General features: G+C 60.7%; 19 protein-coding genes and 2 pseudogenes. 18 read left to right on the forward strand and 3 right to left on the reverse strand.

Annotated elements, in window-relative coordinates; genetic code table 11:
• The first annotated feature begins 94 nt into the window (after positions 1-94).
• The 6 genes from IFT99_RS24035 (at position 95) to ntrC (ending at position 5,253) form a co-directional block, all read left to right on the forward strand.
• Positions 95-544 (forward strand): cupin domain-containing protein, encoded by a 450-nt coding sequence (locus IFT99_RS24035; RefSeq protein ID WP_065991050.1) that lies wholly within the window; start codon positions 95-97, stop codon positions 542-544.
• A 28-nt stretch (positions 545-572) separates the two neighbouring features.
• A complete protein-coding gene (locus IFT99_RS24040) occupies positions 573-1,139 on the forward strand; it encodes a chorismate mutase (protein ID WP_192135569.1) in 567 nt (188 codons plus the stop codon).
• A gap of 127 nt (positions 1,140-1,266) precedes the next feature.
• On the forward strand, positions 1,267-1,803 hold the full coding sequence (locus IFT99_RS24045; protein WP_192135571.1) for a DUF4124 domain-containing protein: 537 nt from the start codon (positions 1,267-1,269) through the stop codon (positions 1,801-1,803).
• Positions 1,787-2,431, forward strand: a complete 645-nt coding sequence (locus IFT99_RS24050; RefSeq protein WP_192135573.1) for a DUF4124 domain-containing protein — start codon at positions 1,787-1,789, stop codon at positions 2,429-2,431. The genes IFT99_RS24045 and IFT99_RS24050 overlap by 17 nt, the downstream gene beginning before the upstream one ends.
• A 303-nt stretch (positions 2,432-2,734) precedes the next feature.
• Complete coding sequence (glnL, locus tag IFT99_RS24055; RefSeq protein ID WP_065991042.1) at positions 2,735-3,820, forward strand: nitrogen regulation protein NR(II); 1,086 nt, start codon at positions 2,735-2,737, stop codon at positions 3,818-3,820.
• Positions 3,817-5,253: a nitrogen regulation protein NR(I) gene (gene ntrC / locus IFT99_RS24060; protein ID WP_074890141.1), complete on the forward strand. Its 1,437-nt coding sequence runs from the start codon at positions 3,817-3,819 to the stop codon at positions 5,251-5,253. The genes glnL and ntrC overlap by 4 nt, the downstream gene beginning before the upstream one ends.
• A 176-nt stretch (positions 5,254-5,429) precedes the next feature.
• Here the strand turns inward: ntrC and mgrA are convergent.
• Positions 5,430-6,368, reverse strand: a pseudogene (mgrA, locus tag IFT99_RS24065) (L-glyceraldehyde 3-phosphate reductase); the annotation flags it as partial.
• Between the two features lie 152 nt (positions 6,369-6,520).
• Between mgrA and IFT99_RS24070 the strand changes: the two are divergent.
• Positions 6,521-6,664: pseudogene (locus tag IFT99_RS24070) on the forward strand (SDR family oxidoreductase); the annotation flags it as partial.
• 110 nt (positions 6,665-6,774) lie between these two features.
• On the opposite strand, the gene betT reads toward IFT99_RS24070, so the two are convergent.
• Positions 6,775-8,769: a choline transporter BetT gene (betT, locus tag IFT99_RS24075; protein WP_192135575.1), complete on the reverse strand. Its 1,995-nt coding sequence runs from the start codon at positions 8,767-8,769 to the stop codon at positions 6,775-6,777.
• 709 nt (positions 8,770-9,478) lie between these two features.
• On the reverse strand, positions 9,479-10,423 hold the full coding sequence (epsC, locus tag IFT99_RS24080; protein ID WP_197986109.1) for a serine O-acetyltransferase EpsC: 945 nt from the start codon (positions 10,421-10,423) through the stop codon (positions 9,479-9,481).
• A 215-nt stretch (positions 10,424-10,638) separates the two neighbouring features.
• Between epsC and IFT99_RS24085 the strand changes: the two genes are divergently transcribed.
• The 11 genes from IFT99_RS24085 (at position 10,639) to IFT99_RS24135 (ending at position 22,393) form a co-directional block, all read left to right on the forward strand.
• Complete coding sequence (locus tag IFT99_RS24085) at positions 10,639-11,640, forward strand: D-cysteine desulfhydrase (protein WP_192135577.1); 1,002 nt, start codon at positions 10,639-10,641, stop codon at positions 11,638-11,640.
• 230 nt (positions 11,641-11,870) lie between these two features.
• On the forward strand, positions 11,871-12,668 hold the full coding sequence (tcyJ, locus tag IFT99_RS24090) for a cystine ABC transporter substrate-binding protein (protein ID WP_065991028.1): 798 nt from the start codon (positions 11,871-11,873) through the stop codon (positions 12,666-12,668).
• Positions 12,665-13,333, forward strand: a complete 669-nt coding sequence (gene tcyL, locus IFT99_RS24095) for a cystine ABC transporter permease (RefSeq protein WP_192135579.1) — start codon at positions 12,665-12,667, stop codon at positions 13,331-13,333. Before tcyJ ends, tcyL begins: the two co-directional genes overlap by 4 nt.
• Positions 13,334-13,336: 3 nt before the next feature.
• Positions 13,337-14,080, forward strand: a complete 744-nt coding sequence (gene tcyN, locus IFT99_RS24100; RefSeq protein ID WP_065991020.1) for an L-cystine ABC transporter ATP-binding protein TcyN — start codon at positions 13,337-13,339, stop codon at positions 14,078-14,080.
• Between the two features lie 571 nt (positions 14,081-14,651).
• A complete protein-coding gene (locus tag IFT99_RS24105; protein ID WP_192135581.1) occupies positions 14,652-15,386 on the forward strand; it encodes a hypothetical protein in 735 nt (244 codons plus the stop codon).
• Positions 15,387-15,892: 506 nt separating this feature from the next.
• Positions 15,893-17,134, forward strand: coding sequence for an SfnB family sulfur acquisition oxidoreductase (locus IFT99_RS24110; protein ID WP_192135583.1), 1,242 nt, complete (start codon positions 15,893-15,895; stop codon positions 17,132-17,134).
• 37 nt (positions 17,135-17,171) lie between these two features.
• Complete coding sequence (locus tag IFT99_RS24115) at positions 17,172-18,377, forward strand: SfnB family sulfur acquisition oxidoreductase (RefSeq protein ID WP_192135618.1); 1,206 nt, start codon at positions 17,172-17,174, stop codon at positions 18,375-18,377.
• Positions 18,377-19,741, forward strand: a complete 1,365-nt coding sequence (locus IFT99_RS24120; RefSeq protein ID WP_192135584.1) for an LLM class flavin-dependent oxidoreductase — start codon at positions 18,377-18,379, stop codon at positions 19,739-19,741. Before IFT99_RS24115 ends, IFT99_RS24120 begins: the two co-directional genes overlap by 1 nt.
• A gap of 90 nt (positions 19,742-19,831) precedes the next feature.
• Entirely contained in the window at positions 19,832-20,626 is a 795-nt protein-coding gene (locus IFT99_RS24125; RefSeq protein ID WP_192135586.1) for a MetQ/NlpA family ABC transporter substrate-binding protein, read from the forward strand.
• A gap of 2 nt (positions 20,627-20,628) precedes the next feature.
• Complete coding sequence (locus IFT99_RS24130) at positions 20,629-21,759, forward strand: methionine ABC transporter ATP-binding protein (protein WP_192135595.1); 1,131 nt, start codon at positions 20,629-20,631, stop codon at positions 21,757-21,759.
• Positions 21,749-22,393 carry a methionine ABC transporter permease gene (locus IFT99_RS24135; protein WP_192135597.1) on the forward strand — a complete coding sequence of 215 codons (645 nt, stop codon included), beginning with the start codon at positions 21,749-21,751 and terminating at the stop codon, positions 22,391-22,393. The genes IFT99_RS24130 and IFT99_RS24135 overlap by 11 nt, the downstream gene beginning before the upstream one ends.
• The last annotated feature ends 124 nt before the right edge of the window (positions 22,394-22,517 follow it).

A 22,517-nucleotide genomic window follows, 5' to 3' on the forward strand; every position in this document is an offset into this window, starting at 1 on the left:
TTGTTCAGTCGCTATAAATATGTACCGCAGATGGGAACGATGCTTCCGGCAACCTTGTGCTTTCTGCTCTTCAACAAGCACAAGGATTTCTTTCATGCTCAACATCACCCCCGCCTGCCTGCTGCTGGCGATGATCGCCCTTGGCGGATGCGCTACCGCGCAAACGTCCAGCTCCGCTCCAGTCTCAACGGTCGAGTCCACCGTTCTGCTCAAAAGCTCAACTTCCTGGGACGGAACACCCTATGACGCCTACCCTGTCGGCAACCCTGAGCTGACGGTCCTCAACATCAAGATCCCCGCCAACACCGCCCTCAAATGGCACGAGCACCCGATGCCCAATGCGGCCTATGTCGTGTCCGGCAATCTCACGGTAGAAACCCGCGAAGGCGGCAAGTCGATTCAGCTGAAACCAGGCGATGTGCTGCCTGAAATGGTCGCCAGGCAGCACCGAGGCCTGACGGGAGACACCGCCGTGGAGCTCGTCGTTTTTTACGCCGGAACACCGGGAATGCCACTTTCTTCCAGCCAAAATGTTAAACAGTGATCGCTTGGTCATACGTGAGGACATGACAATGCTCAAACAGCTCCAACTCGCCGCCCTGGCCTGCGGCCTGGTGTCGGCCGGCGTTCACGCGGCGCCTGCTCAGCAGCCTCCTGGGCAACTTCAGCCGCTTATTGCGGCCATGGAGCAAAGGCTGGAAATCGCCAATGACGTGGCGCGCAGCAAATGGCACAGCGGCAAGCCGGTACAGGACAGTGAGCGCGAGCGCCAGGTGATCCAGAACGCCGAATCACGGGCGGGTGAATTCAAACTGGCGGCCGACGACGTGCGCGAGTTCATGACCGCCCAGATGGAAGCCAACAAGATGGTGCAATACGCGCGCATAGAGCAGTGGCGTGAAACCGGCCACTCTCCGGAGAAGCCCGAATCCAGTCTCACCGATGGCATCCGGGGTCGGCTGGATACGCTGCTGCCGGTGTTGATGCAAAGTTACTCGGCGTTTCAGCCTTATCGCAGCGATGCCAAGTGCCCGGGTTGGGTGCAGTCGGAAATCCAGCGGCAGGCAAGTGATCCGGTCATCGTGACCGCGTTGCAACGGGCGGCAGGCGACCTTTGCCGGATCAAGGCAAGCCAGTAAGCAGGCACGCAGATCCGCTTCTCAACTGACACCGTCGATCAGTATTCCTCTATGCTGATCCTGTGCCGCGCCATGCATTGAGCGCGGCACCATTGTTGGTTGTCCTGATCGCTGCACTGGAGTGTTCATGCGTCAATGTCTCGCCCTTCTGCTGCTGGTGTTTGCACTGCCCGCTGCCGCGCAGATCTACAAATACACCGATGCCTCCGGGAACACGGCGTACAGCAACCAGCCGCCGAACGGCACCAAAGCCGAAACTGTCGAGCTGCCGCCGCTCAACAGCGTCGAGACCGTCGTGCCTGCCGCGCCGCCGCCACTGCCCGCGACGCAGAACCAGAACCAGAACCAGAACCAGCAAACCGCTGCCACCTATCAGGTGCTCGCGCTGAAAGACTTGCCCCAGGACGAAGCGCTTCGTGCCAACAACGGCTCGTTCACCGTTGGCGTGGCCATTGAGCCTCGTCTGCAGCCCGGGCATTTGCTGCAGTTGATAGTGGACGGCGCGCCCTACGGCCAGCCCACCAATATCCCGCGACTGCAGGTGATGGAGCTTGAACGGGGCGAACACAGCTTCTCGGTTCAGGTGCTGGACAATCAGCGTTCCATCCAGCAAAGCGAGACGGTCAACCTGACAGTGCAGCGAGTTCATGTCGGCAGACCTTAAACACTTTTGCCGGTTGGCCATTGCCCTCTGCCTGCTGTTCGGCGTAACTCAGTCCGCCCTCGCCCAGGTGTATACCTACGTCGATGCAGACGGGAATCGGGTCTTCACCGACCAACCTCACCGCAATGCGAAGAAGGTCGACATTGCGCCGACCAACCGGGTCGATCAGCCTGCGAAGGCGCCCAGTCGGCCATCCAAACCGAAGCCAGCGGCGGGTCCCATCTTTCATTATCAGTTGCTGCGCATTCTGGCGCCGGAACCTGACAGCACGATTCGCGACATTGAGGGCAACCTGAATGTCACCGTCACCAATGAGCCAGAGCTACAGCCAGACCACCTGTACCGGTTACTGCTCGACAGCAAACCCTATGGCAGGCCGACGCGCAGCCCGGTGTTTCCGCTAACCAACATCGACCGCGGCACTCACCAGCTGTCCGTGGAGATCGTCGATCAATACGGCCGAGTGCTGGAGCGAACCCCCAATCAGCCCTTTCACCTGATACGCATCTCTCTGGCGCAGAAGCGGCTCGCACAGCCTTGCAAAACGGATGATTACGGCGTGCGCCCCGAATGCCCCCTCAAGGACAAGCCAGAAGAAGAATCGAGCTTCTTTCCATTTTTCCGCTAAACCATGCCTGACTGGCTATGCTCTATTATGGTGCGCAACCTGAACAAGGTTTCGTTCTAAACGCCCATTTTGGTTCAGCATTCAGGAATTCATGCACTGTCGCCGGGCCTGCCGTGCAAAAAACGCTCGCAATTCCTCAATCCGCGCTTCTTTTCGGAGCCTTGGTTTGGTTTTTGCATTTTGTAATGAATGCGCGAGCACATCACACGTTTCAGCGGTTTCCATACGCTGGCAAAGACCAATCAGCGCCTGCACTCACGGCCCAGACCGTGTGCATAGAGCCAAAAGAGGTCACCGGGATTCATGACTATCAGCGATGCGTTGCATCGGTTGTTACTCGACAACCTGACCACTGCCACGATTCTGCTCAACTCGGACCTGCGCCTCGAGTACATGAATCCTGCCGCTGAAATGCTGCTGGCCATCAGCGGTCAGCGCAGCCACGGACAATTCATCAGCGAGCTGTTCACCGAATCCGCCGAAGCGCTCAGCTCCCTTCGTCAGGCAGTCGAACAGGCCCATCCGTTTACCAAGCGTGAGGCCATGCTGACCGCACTGACCGGCCAGACGCTGACGGTTGATTACGCCGTCACGCCGATCCTTTCCCAGGCCGAGACGATGCTGCTGCTGGAAGTCCATCCCCGTGATCGCTTGCTGCGCATCACCAAGGAGGAGGCTCAGCTGTCCAAGCAGGAAACCACCAAAATGCTGGTGCGTGGCCTGGCCCATGAGATCAAGAACCCCCTTGGCGGGATTCGCGGTGCCGCGCAGTTGCTGGCACGTGAGCTGCCGGAGGAGAGCCTCAAGGACTACACCAACGTCATCATCGAAGAGGCCGACCGTCTGCGTAATCTGGTCGACCGCATGCTCGGCTCGAACAAGCTGCCGATGCTGGCGATGACCAACGTGCATGAAGTGCTCGAGCGCGTGTGCAGCCTGGTCGAAGCCGAAAGCCAGGGATGCATCACCCTCGTGCGCGACTACGACCCGAGCATTCCCGATGTGCTGATCGACCGCGAGCAGATGATTCAGGCGGTGCTCAATATCGTGCGCAATGCCATGCAGGCGATCAGCAGCCAGAACGAGCTGCGTCTGGGCCGCATCAGCCTGCGCACGCGCGCCATGCGCCAGTTCACCATCGGCCACGTGCGCCATCGTCTGGTCAGCAAGATCGAAATCATCGACAACGGCCCCGGCATTCCGCCGGAGCTGCAAGAAACCATTTTTTATCCCATGGTCAGCGGCCGCCCGGATGGCACCGGGCTGGGCCTTGCCATTACCCAGAACATCATCAGTCAGCACCAGGGGCTGATCGAGTGTGATAGCCATCCTGGCCATACAACATTCTCGATCTTCCTGCCGCTGGAACAAGGAGCAGCGTCGACATGAGCCGTAGTGAAACTGTCTGGATCGTCGATGACGACCGTTCCATCCGCTGGGTACTGGAGAAAGCCCTGCAGCAAGAGGGCATGACCACGCAAAGTTTCGACAGCGCCGATGGTGTGATGAGCCGCCTGGCCCGCCAGCAACCGGACGTGATCATTTCCGATATCCGCATGCCCGGCGCCAGCGGCCTGGACCTGCTGGCGCGCATTCGCGAACAGCATCCGCGCCTGCCGGTCATCATCATGACCGCGCATTCGGACCTCGACAGTGCCGTGGCGTCCTATCAGGGCGGTGCCTTCGAGTACCTGCCCAAGCCGTTCGACGTTGACGAAGCCGTTTCTCTTGTCAAACGCGCCAATCAGCACGCTCAAGAGCAGCAAGGCCTGGCCGTTCCGCCAACCTTGACCCGCACGCCGGAAATCATCGGCGAAGCGCCGGCGATGCAGGAAGTGTTTCGCGCCATCGGCCGCTTGAGCCACTCCAATATCACCGTGTTGATCAACGGCGAATCCGGGACCGGTAAAGAACTGGTTGCCCACGCCCTGCACCGACACAGCCCACGGTCGGCGTCGCCGTTCATTGCGCTGAACATGGCCGCGATTCCGAAAGACTTGATGGAATCCGAACTGTTCGGCCATGAAAAAGGCGCGTTCACCGGCGCGGCGAACCTGCGCCGCGGGCGTTTCGAGCAGGCCGACGGCGGCACCCTGTTTCTCGATGAAATCGGCGACATGCCGGCCGATACCCAGACCCGACTGCTGCGCGTGCTGGCCGACGGCGAGTTCTACCGGGTGGGCGGCCATGTGCCGGTCAAAGTCGACGTGCGCATCATTGCGGCGACTCACCAGAATCTGGAAACCCTGGTCCAGGCCGGCAAGTTCCGCGAAGACTTGTTCCACCGCCTGAACGTGATCCGCATTCACATCCCGCGCATGTCCGACCGTCGCGAGGACATCCCGACGCTGGCACGCCACTTCCTCAGCCGCGCTGCGCAGGAACTGGCCGTTGAGCCCAAGCTATTGAAGGCGGAAACGGAGGAATACCTCAAGCACCTGCCGTGGCCGGGCAACGTCCGTCAGTTGGAAAACACCTGCCGCTGGATCACGGTGATGGCTTCAGGCCGCGAAGTGCACGTCAGCGATCTGCCGCCTGAACTGCTGAGCCTGCCGCAGGACGCTGCTCCGGTGACCAACTGGGAACAAGCGCTGCGCCAATGGGCGGATCAAGCGCTGGCGCGCGGCCAATCCAGCCTGCTGGACAGTGCCGTGCCGACGTTCGAACGCATCATGATCGAGACCGCGCTCAAGCATACCGCTGGCCGCCGTCGCGACGCTGCCGTGCTGCTGGGCTGGGGCCGCAACACCTTGACCCGCAAGATCAAGGAATTGGGCATGAAGATCGATGGCGGGGACGATGACGAGGGTGATGAGGGCTGAACGGATGCAGCCCCGTGTATTGATGGGCTAGACCAGAAATTGTAGGAGCCGGCTTGCTGGCGAACGGACCGGTGTCAACGATAGAAACGTCGCCTGACGTGTTGAGTTCGCCAGCAAGCCGGCTCCAACAGCCCCAGCGTCACTCAGCCGAAGACGGCTTCTCCCACAGATTAATNGAGGGCGCCGACGTTCTCGATGATCTGCTCCGGACGGCTTGCACCGATCAGTGCGGAGGTGACGCGTGGATCGCGCAGCGTCCAGGCCAGTGCCATCTGCGCCAGGCTCTGGCCGCGACGCTTGGCGATCTCGTTCAGCGCACGCACGTGCTCGATGTTCTGCTCCGACAAATGCGCCGCCTGCAACGAGCCGCCACCGGGACGGTTGACCCGCGCGTCTTTTGGAATGCCGTTCAGATACTTGTCCGAGAGCAACCCCTGGGCCAGTGCGGTGAACGCGATAACGCCCGAGCCGAGTTCCTCGGTGGTGTCCAGCAGGTCTTTTTCGACCCAGCGATTGAGCAGGTTATAGGCCGGCTGATGAATCAGCAGCGGCACTTTCCACTCTTTCAGCAGGCCGGCGATTTCCCGGGTTTTGGCGCCTGAATACGACGAAATCCCGATATACAGCGCTTTGCCCTGCTGCACAGCGGTGGCCAGTGCGCTGGCGGTTTCTTCCAGCGGGGTGTCCGGGTCGAAGCGGTGGGAATAGAAAATATCGACGTAGTCCAGACCCATGCGCTGCAGGCTCTGGTCGAGGCTGGCGAGCACGTACTTGCGCGATCCGCCGCCCTGACCGTAAGGCCCCGGCCACATGTCCCAGCCGGCTTTGCTGGAGATGATCAACTCGTCCCGGCACTGCTTGAAGTCTTCTTTGAGCAGGCGGCCGAAATTGATCTCGGCACTGCCGTAGGGCGGGCCATAGTTGTTGGCGAGGTCGAAGTGGTTGATACCCAGATCGAAGGCCGTGCGCAGCATCGCGCGCTGGGTGTCCATCGGCGTGCTGTCGCCGAAGTTGTGCCACAGCCCCATGGAGAGCGCTGGCAACACCAGGCCGCTACGGCCTACGCGACGATAGGGAATGCGTTCATAACGGTTTTCGGCAGCGATGTAAGTCATCCAGTCCTCTCTTTCTTGTATGGAAGTCAGGTCACATAACCAAACCCGTGAGATTACTCGGATTTCCGTGCGACGAGGGGGTTCAAGCGAGTGGACGAATGCCACCCGTTCAGCGCAGACAGGCGGCGATGCGCATTCAATTGTTCGCTTAGCAGATCCAGCACTTCGCCAACATGCCGCCGCTGCAACGGCTGGGACAGCCGGAAGATATCGCCAGCGTCGTGTCCTTCCTTGCCGGCCCGGATTCAGGCTGGGTGAATGGTCAAGTGCTGCGGGCGAATGGTGGCCTGGCGTAAAACCAGGCGGTAGAAGCGCGCGTGCCCGCGAAGATTTCGTGGCAGCCCCCGGTCAGGGGGATTGGCACGACGCCGTCGCGGGCACGCGTGTTTCTACAAACGAAACAGCCTCAACGCACCAGGTGCAGGAACTGCATGTGGCGCTCGTACTGATCGAGGATGTCGTTGATCACCTGTTCCTTGGTGTAGCCCACCAGGTCGTAGTCCTGACTGCCTTCGCTCAGGTGCACTTCGGCACGGTAGTAACGGCGGTTGTTGAGCTGCTTGGAGCCCATGCCGCCGCGCGCAAAGGACGGCGTGAAGTAGCCACGCATGGTCACCTGGTACACGAACGGACGCTCTTCACCGTGGCCGATCTCCAGGCCTACGGTGTCGTTGGCCGGATCCGGCTGAGTCACGACCGTCAGACCCTTCTCGACGAACACTGCCGTCACTTCTTCAATCGCCGGGCGCACGGTCTGATCGAGGAAGCGGTAAACCTCGTCCCGGGACGGGAACGCCACCGCCTGGGTCAGACGCTGACGCCATCCGCCGCGCCGCGCTCCAGAGACCGGTGCCAGCGAATACAGCTGGGCGATCTTGCGCTGGGATTCCATATAGAACGCCTTATGCAGCCCCCACATCATCAGCAGCAGAATCAGGGAGAACGGCAGCGAGGTCAGCATCACTGCTGACTTCAGCGCATCGATGCTGCCCGAGAACAGCAACCCGCTGGTGATCAGCGCGGTCATCACGCCCCAGAACACGCGCAGCCATTTCGGGCCGTCTTCGTCCGGGCTGCCGCCTTTGGCGGACAGTGTCGACAGCACCACGGTGCCGGAGTCGGCCGAGGTCACAAAGAACACGAAGCTGATGAACACCGTCACGGCAATGACCGTCCGGCTCCACGGGTACGTCTGCAACATCAGGTACAGGGTCATCGACGGATCGTCGATAGCCGATTGGCCCAAGGCCGCCATGCCGTGGTTCAGCACCAAGTCGATGGCGCTGTTACCGAAGATCGACATCCAGGCCAGGGTGAAACCCAGCGGAATCAGCAGCACGCCACAGACGAATTCACGAATGGTGCGGCCACGGGAGATACGCGCAATGAACAGACCCACGAACGGCGACCAGGCAATCCACCACGCCCAATAGAACACGGTCCAGCCGCCCAGCCAGTCACTCGGGCCGTCGTACGCATACACGTCGAAGCTCTTGACCGGCAGTGCGCCGAGGTAATCACCGATGTTCTGCACCAGGGTATTGAGCAGGTGCTGCGTGGGCCCGGCAAACAACACGAACAGCAGCAGCGCGCAGGCCAGCAGCATGTTGATGTCGGACATGACGCGCACGCCTTTGTCCACGCCTGCAATGGCCACGAGGATTGCCGCGCCCATCATCAGGGTGATCAAACCCACCTGAATCCATTGGGTGTGCGGCACGTTGAACAGGTAGTCCAGCCCGGAGTTCAGGTGCAGAACGCCAAAGCCCATGTCGGCGCCGAGGCCGAAGATGGTGGCGATGATGCCGAAGCCGTCGACCGCATAGCCGATCGGGCCATTGATGCGCTTGCCGATCAGCGGATACAGCGCTGAACGCAATGCCAGCGGCAGGTTATGGCGATACGCGAAGTAAGCCAGTGCCATGCCGACGAACGCGAACACGCCCCAACCGTGCAGGCCCCAGTGCAGAAACAGCAGCTGCATGGCCTGACGTGCCGATTGGGTGGTCCCGCCTTCCCCCTGTGGCGGCGCCAGCATGTGGGTCAGCGGTTCGGACACACAGAAGAAGAACAGCGTGATGCTGATCCCTGCGGCGAACAGCATGCCGGCCCAGGACAGGTAGCTGAACTCGGGTTCGTCGTGGTCCGCGCCAAGCTTGATCTTGCCGTAGCCTGAGATCGCGGTAACAACCACGAACAGCAGATACAGGGTCATGGCCAGCATGTAGTACCAGCCAACGGTATTGGCGGCCCAGTTCTGCGCGGCAAGCAACCAGGCACCCGAGGCTTCCGGGAAACCGATCACGACCAGTCCGAAGATCAGGATGAAGCTGGCGGCAAAGTAGAAAACAGGGCCGTTCATGCGAACAGCCGAGCTGTTCGGAGCGCTCGAATTATTCATATGAATACCGCCGCGCGGGCGAGGGGATTGATCATGCAACGTGTATGCGGCAAAGGTAGGCCTCCTGAGATCAGCGGGCAGCGAACCACCGGTTTAACTTGATTGAACGTTCAATTAAAACACGAAAACACGGCTGGAGACTAATGCACAGTGGCGTGACGCTCTCTCAGGCGAGGGTAGGACGGACGACGAAAGCCTTTCGTTCCGTGGGTTCGGGAGGGTTTTTAAAGCGCTGAAGAAATTGCGGAGTGACACACGCCGCCTTCCCGGCTAAAGCCGGTCCTACGAAGCGTACGCGGTTGATCAGTAGGACCGGCTTCAGCCGGGAAAAGGCCAGTGTGAGCAGCCCGAAGATTTGCGACATGACGACTGACGCCTTCCCGGCTAAAGCCGGTCCTACGAAGCGTACGCGGTCGATCAGTAGGACCCGCTTCAGCCGGGAAGAGGCCAGCGTGCGCGCAAGAAGATTTGCGACATGACGACTGACGCCTTCCCGGCTAAAGCCGGTCCTACGAAGCGTGCGCGGTCGATCAGTAGGACCGGCTTCAGCCGGGAAAAGGCCAGTGCGCGCGCAAGAAGATTTGCGACATGACGACTAACGCCTTCCCGGCTGAAGCCGGTCCTACGAAGCGTACGCGGTCGATCAGTAGGACCGGCTTCAGCCGGGAAGAGGCCAGCGTGCGCACCCGGAAATTTGCGATATGACGGGCTACTTCGGACAGCCATCCTCGTGCTGCAGGCTCGCCTGATTGACGTTGCTGCCCGCCGGGACGCCGCGCGTCAGCCAGACGTTGCCGCCGATGGTCGAGCCCTTGCCGATGGTGATGCGCCCCAGAATCGTGGCACCGGCATAAATCACCACATCATCTTCGACGATCGGGTGGCGCGCATGGCCCTTCAGCAACTGACCATCCTCATCGGAAGGGAAGCGTTTGGCGCCCAGCGTAACCGCCTGATAAATGCGCACGCGCTCGCCGATGATTGCAGTCTCGCCAATCACCACGCCTGTCCCGTGATCGATGAAGAAGCTTGGGCCGATCTGCGCGCCGGGATGAATATCGATGCCGGTCGCGGAATGGGCCAGTTCGGCGCTGATGCGTGCCAGCAGGGGCAAACCGTTGTGATACAGGTGATGGGCCAGACGATGGTGGATCACCGCCAGAATGCCCGGGTAGCACAGCAACACCTCATCCACACTCCGCGCGGCGGGGTCACCGTGATACGCCGCCAGCACGTCGGTGTCGAGGATGCGGCGAATGGTCGGCAGCGCGCTGGCGAAATCCTGAATCAGCCGTTCCGCATGCACGTCCGCGCAGCTGGCATCCTGGCCTTTCTGGCGGGCGGCGTAGCGCAGTTCGAGCCGCGCCTGGTCGAGCAACGAATTCAGCGCCACGTCGAGGGTGTAGCCGACGTAGAAGTCCTCGCTCTCTTCGCGCAGGTCCACCGGCCCCAGCCGCATCGGAAACAGCGCGCCGCACAAGGCATCGAGAATGTCGCGCATGGCCTCCCGCGAAGGCAGCTCGCGGCCGCCCTTCTCGCCGCTGATTCGGCCGTTGCTGGTACGCCAGTCATCACGCGCGGCGCGCAATTCGCCCACAATCCGCTGCAATTGCCAGTGGCCGGTCACGCCCTCGGCGCAGGATTCCGGGGACAGGTCGGGAATAGTGCTCACGCAGATTTCTCCTCAATTCAACGGCGAGTCAGGCTGTAACGGCCGAAGTGGAATCACTCTACGACATCCCTTCGCGGCAAAAAAATAACTATTTTTGTGGGGCTTCTGCCTGGAGGATGGCGGACGCCGGGCGGTTGCCCTGCGGGAAACGTCTGCCTATAGTCCTGCGACTCAAATGCAGACCTGTCGACGCCACCATGATCAAACAACAGCTCGCCCGTTTTAACCGTCTGGAATTGCTCGGCGGCCCGACGCCCTTTGAAAAGCTGGAACGCCTTTCGACCTGGGCCGGCCGCGACATTTACGCGAAACGCGACGACATCACCCCGTTGGCCATGGGCGGCAACAAGCTGCGCAAGCTGGAATACCTCGCGGCCGACGCATTGGCTCAAGGGTGCGACACGCTGATCACTGCGGGCGCCATTCAGTCCAATCATGTGCGCCAAACCGCCGCCCTCGCCGCCCGTCTTGGCCTGGGTTGTGTCGCCCTGCTGGAAAACCCGACCGCGACTGACGACAGCAATTACCTGGGCAACGGCAATCGCCTGTTGCTGGATTTGTTCGATACCAAGGTCGAATTGGTCGAGAACCTCGACAATGCAGACGACCAGTTGCAAGCACTTGCGAGCCGACTGCGTCTCAGCGGCAAGAAGCCGTACCTGGTGCCGATCGGCGGTTCGAATGCCCTCGGCGCCTTGGGTTATGTGCAGGCCGGTTTTGAACTGGCCGAGCAGATCAAGCAAAGCGGCCTGTCATTCGCAGCCGTCGTGCTCGCGTCGGGCAGTGCCGGCACCCATAGCGGCCTGGCACTTGCGCTGGCTGAAGAACTGCCCGAGCTCCCGGTGATTGGCGTGACCGTGTCGCGCCCGGAAGAAACCCAGGCGCCCAAGGTTCAGCGTCTGGCGGAGCAAACCGTCGAGCTGCTGGGCGAATCACTGCCCGCCGCATTCAAGGTGCAGCTGTGGGATGAGTACTTCGGCCCTCGATACGGCGAGCCGAATGCCGGTACGCTGGCGGCAATCCGGCTGGTGGCCAGTCATGAAGGGCTGCTGCTGGACCCGGTCTATACCGGCAAAGCCATGGCCGGACTGCTCGACGGCATTGGCCGGCAGCGTTTCGAAGACGGGCCGATCGTGTTCCTGCACACCGGCGGGGCGCCTGCCTTGTTTGCGTACCAGGGCGTCTTTTCGGCGGCATAGAGCCACCTTCACACTCCTGCTCGCAGGGTTGCACGGGCTTAATATTCCAAAAACTGATAAGCAGTCCGATTTTTATTATTTTTCAGGTCTTGGTTCGGGTCTTATGATCGCCGCCAGCCGGCGCGCAGAGCCTCGCAGGCGACTGAAAAAGCTGGATAAACGCGTGATCCCAACGTAGCTTCGTCGGGTCTGATACTTGCCTGACATTCCAATTAAAACAGGGGACTTTCATGAACATGTCTGCAATCCGCCGCACCTTTCTGTTGTCGGCCTTCAGCCTGGTGCTGGGCACCGGTCTGGTCAGCCAGGCTATGGCTGGCGAACAACTGGCAACGATCAAAAAGAATGGAACCCTCAATGTCGGCCTGGAAGGCACTTATCCCCCGTTCAGCTTCGTGGGTGAAGACGGCAAACTGACCGGTTTTGAAGTCGAGTTCTCTGAAGCACTCGCCAAGGAACTGGGCGTCAAGGTCAAGCTGCAAGCCACGCCGTGGGCTGGCATTTTGGCCGCGCTGGAATCCAAGCGTCTGGATGTGGTGATCAATCAGGTGACCATCTCCGACGAGCGCAAGAAAAAGTACGACTTCTCCGAACCGTACACCGTGTCGGGCATTCAAGCGTTGGTGCAGACCAAAGACGTCGGCGTGATCAAGACGGCTGCTGACCTGAAAGGCAAGAAAGTCGGCGTCGGCCTGGGCACCAATTACGAAGAATGGCTCAAAGCCAACGTGCCTGATGCCATCGTCAAAACCTACGACGATGATCCGACCAAATACCAGGACCTGCGTGTCGGCCGTATCGACGCCATCCTCGTCGATCGCCTCGCTGCACTGGAACTGGTCGCCAAGACCAAGGACAAACTGGCGGTCTCCGGCGAAGCGTTCTCCCGTCAGGAGTCCGGTGTCGCACTGCGCAAGGGCGAGCCTGAATTGCTGGACGCGATCAACAAGGCCATCGACAAGCTGCGCGCCGACGGCACCCTCGCCAAGCTGTCGGACAAGTACTTCAAGGCTGACGTGACCAAATGATCCCAGAGAGCCTTCAGCTCGCGCTGGACTCCGCGCCCTTTTTGCTCAAGGGCGCGTATTACACGGTGGGCTTGAGCCTGGGGTCGATGTTTTTCGGATTGGTGCTGGGCTTCGGCCTGGCACTGATGCGTTTGTCGAAGATCTGGGTCATCAGTGCCGTTGCCAGGGTTTACGTGTCGTTTTTCCGTGGGACGCCGCTTCTCGTCCAGCTGTTCATGATCTATTACGGCTTGCCGGACCTGGGGATTGAACTGGATGCGATCACCGCAGCGCTGATCGGTCTTTCGCTGAACATGGCCGCATATGCCTGCGAAATCCTTCGGGCCGCGATCAGTTCGGTGGACCGAGGGCAATGGGAAGCCGCTGCGAGCATCGGCATGACGCGCGCCCAGACGATGCGCCGCGCCATCTTGCCGCAAGCTGCACGCACCGCGTTGCCGCCACTGGGCAACAGCTTTATTTCGCTGGTCAAGGACACGGCGATGGCCGCCACCATTCAGGTGCCGGAAGTGTTCCGCCAGGCGCAGCTGATCTCTTCGCGGACGCTGGAAATTTTCACCATGTATCTCACCGTTGCGGTGATCTACTGGGTGCTGTGCAGCATCCTGGCGCATTTCCAAAATCGCCTGGAAGCACGGGCCAACCGCCACGACGTGGAGTCCTGAGGCATGATCACGGTTGAAAAACTGACCAAGCAATTCAAGGGCAACGAAGTGCTCAAGGGCATCGACCTGAAGGTCGAGCCTGGCGAGGTGGTGGCGATCATCGGCCCAAGCGGGTCGGGCAAAACCACTTTGTTGCGCTGCCTGAACCTGCTGGAAGTGCCCACGAGCGGCAGCATTGTCGTGGGCGACATCAAAGTCGATTTGAGCCGTCCGCTGAGCCAGCAACAGGGACTGATCCGGCAACTGCGCCAGCATGTCGGGTTCGTCTTCCAGAACTTCAACCTGTTCCCGCACCGCACGGCGCTGGAAAACGTCATCGAAGGCCCGACCGTGGTCAAGAAGATGCCGCGCGAGCAGGCCATCGAGCTGGGCCGCGCGCTGCTGGCGAAAGTCGGCCTCGCGGGGAAAGAGGACGCTTATCCGCGTCGGCTGTCTGGCGGCCAACAACAGCGGGTGGCGATTGCCCGTGCGCTGGCCATGGAGCCTGAAGTCATTCTGTTCGATGAACCGACGTCTGCGCTCGATCCCGAGCTGGTGGGCGAGGTGCTGAATACGATTCACGCCCTGGCGCTGGAGAAACGCACGATGGTGATCGTGACCCACGAAATGAGCTTCGCGCGGGACGTCGCCAACCGGGTGATTTTCATCGACAAGGGCGTCATCGTTGAACAGGGTGAGGCGAAAGCGCTGTTTGCCAATCCCAAAGAAGAACGCACAAGGCAGTTTCTTGAGCGCAGCAGGAACTAGTCCGACACGATATGTGTTCAAAACGGCGCCAACAGGCGCCGTTTTCTTTGTCGTTCATATTTAGAAAAGCGTTGATCCACTAAAAGTCTTACTGTTTCGACGCCGGCTAACCGCCGCACATCTATCTATTTTTTCTATATGTACAGCCCTCACTCTCTCCGCTTCCCCGCAACGTTGATTGACCATTTCTCCGCCCACAAATAACTGCCGCTGACACTTTTCATCCACTCGCTGGCTGTCAAAGGCGGCACGCCCGGCCGCTCAGGTAGGACCGGAGTCGTAACTCCCTCCCATAAGCAACGCCCGAGTGTAGGAAACTTCTGCATTTGTCTCTCACAGACTTTAAAAACTTAAATGCCGTTGACACAAACACCGCAACACAATTAGCTGAAATCGCTCCGTGTTTATTTTCTTTCCCAAACGGCAACTCACCAATTGCCACCGTTTGTAATGTTTGCCATGCCTGCGCATCCCGGCGTGTACTAGTGCCAGTCGTTTCCACGTTGCAGTTGCGATGAATTAACTACCTGACTTGCCTTGACCCAGGCACACATTCGAAGAGTATTAAAAGATGATCCATACCCCTGTAATGACTCAGTCTTTCAAGTTGATGGCCCCGTATCTCCCACAGTCGAACAAGCACGGGATTGGCGCCCTTGCGGCGGCCGATCTGCAGGTACACATTGACCCCTGGCCAGAAATGGACTGTGGTGACTTGATCGAATTGTTTTGGGGAGGCTGTTATGCCGCGTCAAAACTTTTATCGGAGTCCGACATCGGGCATACATCCGTCCTACATGTACCCGAAAGTTTTCTTCGAAGCGGAAAAGTTAAAACCTACTATCGCGTTACCAAAATTGGCAGCGAACCCATTAAGTCTCCTGGCGCCAAACTGTGGGTCAAACTGGAGACTCCCGGCGGTCAATTGGTCAGCGGCGAGGGCGATGAGAATCAGGGGCTGGCACCGGTGACCTTCGCCGAGTCGGTCATGCACGACGGTTTGACGGCGCGCCATTTCGACGAGGGCGTGCAGCTCACCCTCGACGCCTATCCCAACATGGATGCCTACGACGAGATCACCCTGCGCTGGGGCGACCTGCGTCTGGACTTGCCACCCCTCACCCAGGACGACGTCGGCCGGCCCATCGTTGTTGACATACCGGCAGAGCTGGTGCGCGAGACCGGCGATGATCCCCATCTGGAGGTGAGCTACTGCGTGATTGACCGGGTCGGCAACAACTCGCGCTGGGCGCCGGCACGGCTGATCAAGGTATCGACCGACGTGACCGATGGGGCCGAAGTTTGATATCGACCCTGCCCAGAACGCTGTCGCGGCGCACCTTCTGCGCGCTGCGACACGTGTGCTGCCCGCCACATGCCCGCCACATGGCGTCGTGCAATGTGAACACCTCCACAGATCCGCAGAGGAGAAGAAAGCTCCCACATGATCTGCATCAGCGTCCTACAAATTCCTCCCTCGTCCAGCGAAGACTGACTGCTAGCCTGCGGTGAAACCCTTCACGAGGTGTTCGCCATGCCCTGCAGACATATCGTCAAGTACATGATTCTGGCGCTGGCTTTCGGCTCATGCCTGACCTACACCCAAGCCACGGCGCTGGCGACGGCCGCCGCCATTTCGCCTTCTATGCTTATGCCTAAATGTGAGTTTATTTAATTTTTATACACGCTTAGGGTATATGCACCGGACCACCGGACCATCGTCAATTTTCCCGCCGCCATCGCGGTATTGATTCGAGGTTCGAATGGTCAAGCACAACGACCCCAGTGCTCGCGCTCGAGAAGGTCACCACCATGACTGATCTGAACGCCCTTTCTGTCCAGCACACCCTGGACGTGGCTCCTCCCCTGCTTCCTGCCAACGTATTGCGTAACGACGCCGACGCCATTGCCGCGGCCCATGAACTGGCCGCGATCGTGCGCCCCAATGCCGCTACGCGAGACCGCGAGCGGCAACTGCCCTGGTCGGAAATCGAACTGTTTACCCGCAGCGGTCTGGGCAGCATCTCGGTGCCGCGCGCGTACGGCGGGCCCCAAGTGTCATTCGTCACAGTGGCCGAGGTTTTCGCCATCCTCTCGGCAGCTGACCCTGCCGTGGGCCAGATTCCACAGAACCACTTCGGCATCCTCTACTCGCTGACGGGCAGCGCCACAGAGGCTCAGAAGGAAACCCTGTTCGCCAGCATCCTGGGCGGCGCACGCATCGGCAACGGCGGCCCCGAGCGAGGAACCAAAAACACCCTCGACGTGCGAACCCGACTGACTGCGGACGGTGATCATTATTTGCTCAACGGCCGCAAGTTCTATTCGACGGGCGCGCTGTTCGCCCACTGGGTGGCGGTCAAGGCCATCAATGACGACGGCAAACAGGTGCTGGTGTTCGTGCCACGCGGGACGCCGGGGCTGCACATCATCGATGATTGGTCCGGCTTCGGTCAGCGCACCACCGCCAGCGGCAGCGTGCTGCTGGAAAACGTGCGCGTGAGTGGCGAGCTCGTTGTGGATAACTGGAAGCTCGGCCTGTCGCCGAACATTCAGGGCGCGGTTTCGCAACTGATTCAGGCGGCCATCGATGCGGGCATTGCCCGGGAAGCCATCGACGAAAGCATCCGTTTTGTGCGCGAGCGCTCACGGCCATGGATCGACGCCAATGTGGAGCGCGCCAGTGACGATCCCTATGTGATCGCCGACATCGGCAAGTTAAAGCTCGAACTGCACGCCGCTGAAGCGCTGTTGCGCAAGGCCGGTCGCGTGCTCGATGACATTGCCGCCGCACCCATCGACGAACACTCAGCGGCGCGGGCGTCCATCGTGGTCGCCGAAGCCAAGGTGCTGACCACTCAGATCGCCCTGCTCGCCAGTGAAAAACTGTTCGAGCTGTCGGGCAGTCGCGCGACGTTGGCTGAATTCAATCTGGATCGGCACTGGCGCAACGCGCGGGTTCATACCCTCCATGACCCGGTGCGCTGGAAGGTGCACGCCGTCGGCGCCTGGCACCTGAACGGCACCCTGCCTGCCCGTCATTCCTGGATATAACCAGACCACTGGAAGCACACCTATGAGCCTTCAAACCTTGCCGCGTGACACGCAGGCGACCGCCGTGACCGCGATCATTCGTGACGACGCCGAGGCACTGCGCATCGCCCGCACGCTGGCGGAAGATTTTAAACAACAGAGCGCTACGCGTGATCGCGAACGGCGTCTGCCCCATCAGGAACTGGAAGCGTTTTCCCGCTCCGGACTGTGGGGCATCAGCGTGCCGAAGGCCTTCGGCGGCGCAGGCGTTTCCAATGTCACCCTGGCCGACGTCATTCGGATCATCTCTGCCGCCGACGCCTCCCTGGGGCAAATTCCACAGAACCACTTCTACGCGCTGGAAGTGCTGCGGGTGAATGGCAGCCCGGCGCAGCAGGCGCGGCTGTATGCAGAGGTCCTTGCCGGTCAGCGCTTCGGCAACGCGCTGGCCGAACTGGGCACCAAAACCGCCCACGACCGCACCACCCGCCTGAGCCGCGACGGCAACGGCTGGCGCATCAACGGCCGTAAGTTCTACGCCACCGGCGCTCTTTACGCCCAACGCATACCGACCTCGGTGGTCGATGACCACGGCGTGCAGCAGCTGGCATTCGTGCCGGCGAATGCGGCGGGGCTGAGCGTGATCGACGACTGGAGCGGGTTCGGACAGCGCACCACGGGCAGCGGCTCGGTGGTGTTCGATAACGTGTACGTCGAAGCCGATGACGTGGTGCCTTTTCAGACAGCGTTCGAACGCCCGACCACCGTCGGCCCGCTGGCGCAGATTCTCCATGCCGCCATCGACACCGGCATCGCCCGCGCGGCCTTTGAAGACGCGCTGCATTTCGTGCGCACCCGCACCCGGCCATGGATCGACTCCGGCATCGAAAAAGCTGTCGATGATCCGCTGACGCTGCACAGCTTCGGCAGGCTCGGCATTCGTCTGCACGCCGCCGAAGCCCTGCTTGAACGTTCAGGGGAATACCTTGATCGCGCACAGGCCGAGACCACGCCCGAAACGCTGGCCCAGGCATCGATTGCGGTGGCGGAAGCGCGGGCGATCAGCACCGAAATCTCACTGGATGCCGGCAGCACGTTGTTCGAACTCGCCGGTTCCCAGGCCACGCTGGCGGAGCACGGCCTTGACCGGCACTGGCGCAACGCGCGGGTTCACACGCTGCACGACCCGGTGCGCTGGAAGTATCACGCCATCGGCAATTACTACCTCAATGACGTCAACCCGCCACGCCGGGGGACGATCTGATGAGCAAGAAAAAGATCCTGCTCAACGCGTTCAACATGAACTGCATTGGCCACATCAATCACGGCTTCTGGACACACCCGCGGGACACGTCCACCCAGTACAAGACCCTGGAGTACTGGACAGATCTGGCGCAGTTGCTGGAGCGCGGGCTGTTCGACGGTTTGTTCATCGCGGACATCGTCGGGGTCTACGACGTCTATCAGAAGTCGGTGGACGTGACGCTGAAGGAGTCGATCCAGTTGCCGGTGAATGATCCGTTGCTGCTGGTATCGGCCATGGCAGCGGTCACGAAAAACCTCGGCTTCGGCCTGACCGCCAACCTCACCTACGAGGCGCCGTATCTGTTCGCCCGGCGCATGTCGACGCTGGATCACCTCACCCGCGGACGCGTGGGCTGGAACATCGTCACCGGGTATCTGGACAGCGCCGCACGCGCGATGGGCCTGACCGAGCAGATCGAACACGACCGCCGCTACGACCAGGCCGATGAGTACCTGGAGGTTTTGTACAAGCTGTGGGAAGGCAGTTGGGAGGACGACGCGGTGATCGAGGACCGTCAGGCGCGCATTTATGCCCAGCCGGAAAAGGTCCACTCCGCGCAGCACAGCGGCGAGTTCTATCAGGTGGAGGGTTATCACTTGTGCGAGCCGTCGCCGCAGCGCACGCCGGTGTTGTTTCAGGCGGGCAGTTCCGAGCGCGGTTTGCAGTTTGCCGGCAGCAACGCCGAGTGCGTGTTTATCAGCGGGCAGAACAAACCCGCGACCCGCGAACAGGTCGACAAGGTTCGCGCCAGTGCCGTGGCCGCCGGGCGCAATCCCGATGACATCAAGGTGTTCATGGGCCTCAACGTGATCGTCGGCGCCACCGAAGAAGCGGCGCGGGCCAAGCATGCGGAGTACCGGTCTTACGCCAGCGCGGAGGCCGGGCTCGCCCATTTTGCCGCGTCCACCGGCATCGACTTCGCCGACTACGCGCTCGACGAGCCGATCCAGCACGTGAAAGGCAATGCCATTCAGTCAGCGACGAAGATCCTCAAGAACAACGACTGGACCCGCCAGAAGTTGCTCGATCAGCACGCCCTGGGCGGCCGTTACCTCACGCTGATTGGCTCGCCCGAGCAGGTCGCCGACGAGCTGGAATCGTGGATCGCCGAAACCGGTCTGGACGGCTTCAACCTCACCCGCATCATCACCCCGGAGAGCTACGAGGATTTCATCGATCTGGTGATCCCCGAGCTGCAACGACGGGGTTCGTACAAGACCGCGTACGAACACGGCACCTTGCGCGAGAAGTTATTTGAAGGCGACGCGCGACTGCCGGATCGCCACGCAGGGGCGAGCTACAGAACGCGCCGCAACGTGTAGGAGCGCGCTTGGTCTGGGCCGCGTCCGGACGAAGACGGCTTCACAGACATCTAAGCATTCAAACCAGACCACTGACCCGGATTACCACCCATGACCAAAACCCTCCTCACCCTCGCGCTGTCCCTGGGCCTGTTTACCGGGATCACCCACGCCGCTGATCAACCGCTCAAAGTCGGCACCACGGCGGCGTTCGCCATCCCGCTGGAAACCGCCGTCGCCGAAGCCGAGAAACAAGGCCTGAAGGTCGAGCTGGTGGAATTCACCGACTGGATCGCGCCCAACGTCAGCCTCAACGCCGGTGACATCGACGTGAACTACTTCCAGCACATTCCATTTCTGGAAAACGCCAAGGCCGCGTCCGGCTTCGATCTGGTGCCCTACGCGCCGGGCATCATCAACAACGTCGGGCTGTATTCGAAGCAGTACAAAAGCTTCGATGAGCTGCCAACCGGTGCGACTGTGGCGATCGCCAACGACCCGATCAATAGCGGACGCGGTCTGCAACTGCTGGCCAAGGCCGGCCTGATTACCTTGAAACCGGGGGTGGGTTACAAGGCCACCGAAGACGACATCACCGCCAATCCGAAGAAGATCAAGCTGATCCAGGTCGAAGCCGTGCAACTGGTGCGCGCTTATGACGATGCCGATCTGGTGCAGGGCTACCCGGCCTACATTCGTTTGTCGAAGACCTTCGATGCTGGCTCGGCGATTCTGTTCGACGGCCTCGACCACCCGGAATACGTGATTCAGTTCGTCATCAAACCGGACCACAAGGATGACCCGCGTCTGGCCAAGTTCATCGATATCTACCAGCACTCGCCCGTCGTGCGCGCCTCGCTGGATAAGGTCAATGGCTCGCTGTATCAAGTTGGCTGGAAGAACTGACCATGACCGCATCCGCGCAACGCGCTTTGACGCTTGAGGGGGCTGAGGCTCCCCATGCCGCCGAGCAAGCCGAACTCCTTCCGCAGAAGCAACACGCCCATGTGCGTTTCATTAATCTGGGCAAGGTCTATGAAGGTCCGCAAGGGCCGGTGCCGGCGCTTCAGGGCATCGACCTGGATATCCAGCGCGGTGAGGTGTTCGGCATCATCGGCCGCAGCGGCGCAGGCAAGTCGTCGCTGATCCGCACCATCAATCGTCTGGAGAAACCCAGCAACGGCCGCGTGCTGATCGATCAGGTGGACATCGGCGACTTCAACGAAGACACGCTGGTGGCGCTGCGCCGACGCATCGGCATGATCTTTCAGCATTTCAATCTGATGTCGGCCAAGACTGTGTGGCAGAACGTCGAGCTGCCGCTCAAGGTCGCGGGCGTGCCCAAGGCACAGCGTCAGCGCAAAGTCGCCGAGCTGCTGGCGTTGGTCGGGCTGGAGGGCAAGCACAAGGCTTATCCTGCGCAGTTGTCGGGTGGGCAGAAGCAGCGCGTCGGCATTGCCCGGGCATTGGTGCATGATCCGGCGATTCTGCTGTGCGACGAGGCGACTTCGGCACTCGACCCGGAGACCACGCAATCAATTCTCGGCCTGCTGCGTGAGATCAACCGGCGCCTGGGGCTGACGATCATTTTGATCACCCACGAGATGGCGGTGATCCGGGAGATCTGTGACCGGGTGGTGGTGCTGGAAAAAGGTCAGGTTGTCGAGCAAGGCCCGGTCTGGCAGGTGTTCGGCAACCCGCAGCATGAGGTGAGCAAGACGCTGCTGGCGCCGCTGCAACAGGCGCTGCCGGAGGATGTTCAAGCGCGCTTGCAGCCGCACCCTTCCGATCATCACGCCAGCGTTGTGCTGGATCTGCAGTTCACCGGCAGCGACGGCAAGGAGCCTGATCTGTCGGCGTTGTTCAGCGCCTTTGGCGGGCGGGTGAGCCTGCTGCATGGCGGCGTCGAACGCATTCAAGGGCGTGCGCTGGGTCATCTGCTGCTGGCGGTGAGTCATTCGCCACTGTCGGCGGAAGAATTGCTCAATCGCGCCCGCAAACACGCGCAGCAGGCGGAGGTACTGGGTTATGTGGCTTGATCGTCTCTGGCAGGGCGTCATCGATACCTTCCTGATGGTCGGCGTGTCGTCGTTGATCGCGTTGATGCTGGGCATTCCATTGGCGGTGATTCTGGTGACCAGCGGCAAGGGCGGGATCTTTGAAGCGCCCACTGTGAACCGGGTGCTGGGGGCGTTCGTGAATATCTTCCGGTCGGTGCCGTTCCTGATTCTGATGGTCGCGCTGATCCCGTTCACGCGGCTGATCGTCGGCACGACCTACGGCGTGTGGGCGGCGGTGGTGCCGCTGACCATTGCGTCGACGCCGTTCTTCGCGCGCATTGCGGAAGTCAGCTTGCGCGAGGTGGACCACGGTTTGGTCGAAGCCGCACAAGCGATGGGTTGCCGCCGCTGGCACATCGTCTGGCACGTGCTGCTGCCCGAAGCGCTGCCGGGCATCGTTGGGGGATTCACCATCACCCTCGTGACGATGATCAATTCATCGGCCATGGCGGGCGCGATTGGCGCCGGAGGGTTGGGCGACATCGCTTATCGCTACGGTTATCAGCGGTTTGACACCCAAGTGATGCTCACCGTGATCGTGTTGCTGGTGATATTGGTGGCGGTGATCCAGTTGGGCGGGGATCGATTGGCGTTGCGGCTGAACAAGCGCTGATCGAAGGGTGCTTTCCCTGCAGGACGGGCTTTAGCCGGGAAAGCGCCAGTGCAGTGGTCTAATTTCCCCGGACACCTCGATAAGTGGAAAATACATTTATCGAGGAGTTCTACATGACCAGAAA

This window comes from Pseudomonas sp. CFBP 8772, from assembly GCF_014841665.1.
In the GTDB taxonomy this organism is placed as follows: Bacteria; Pseudomonadota; Gammaproteobacteria; order Pseudomonadales; family Pseudomonadaceae; genus Aquipseudomonas; species Aquipseudomonas graminis_B.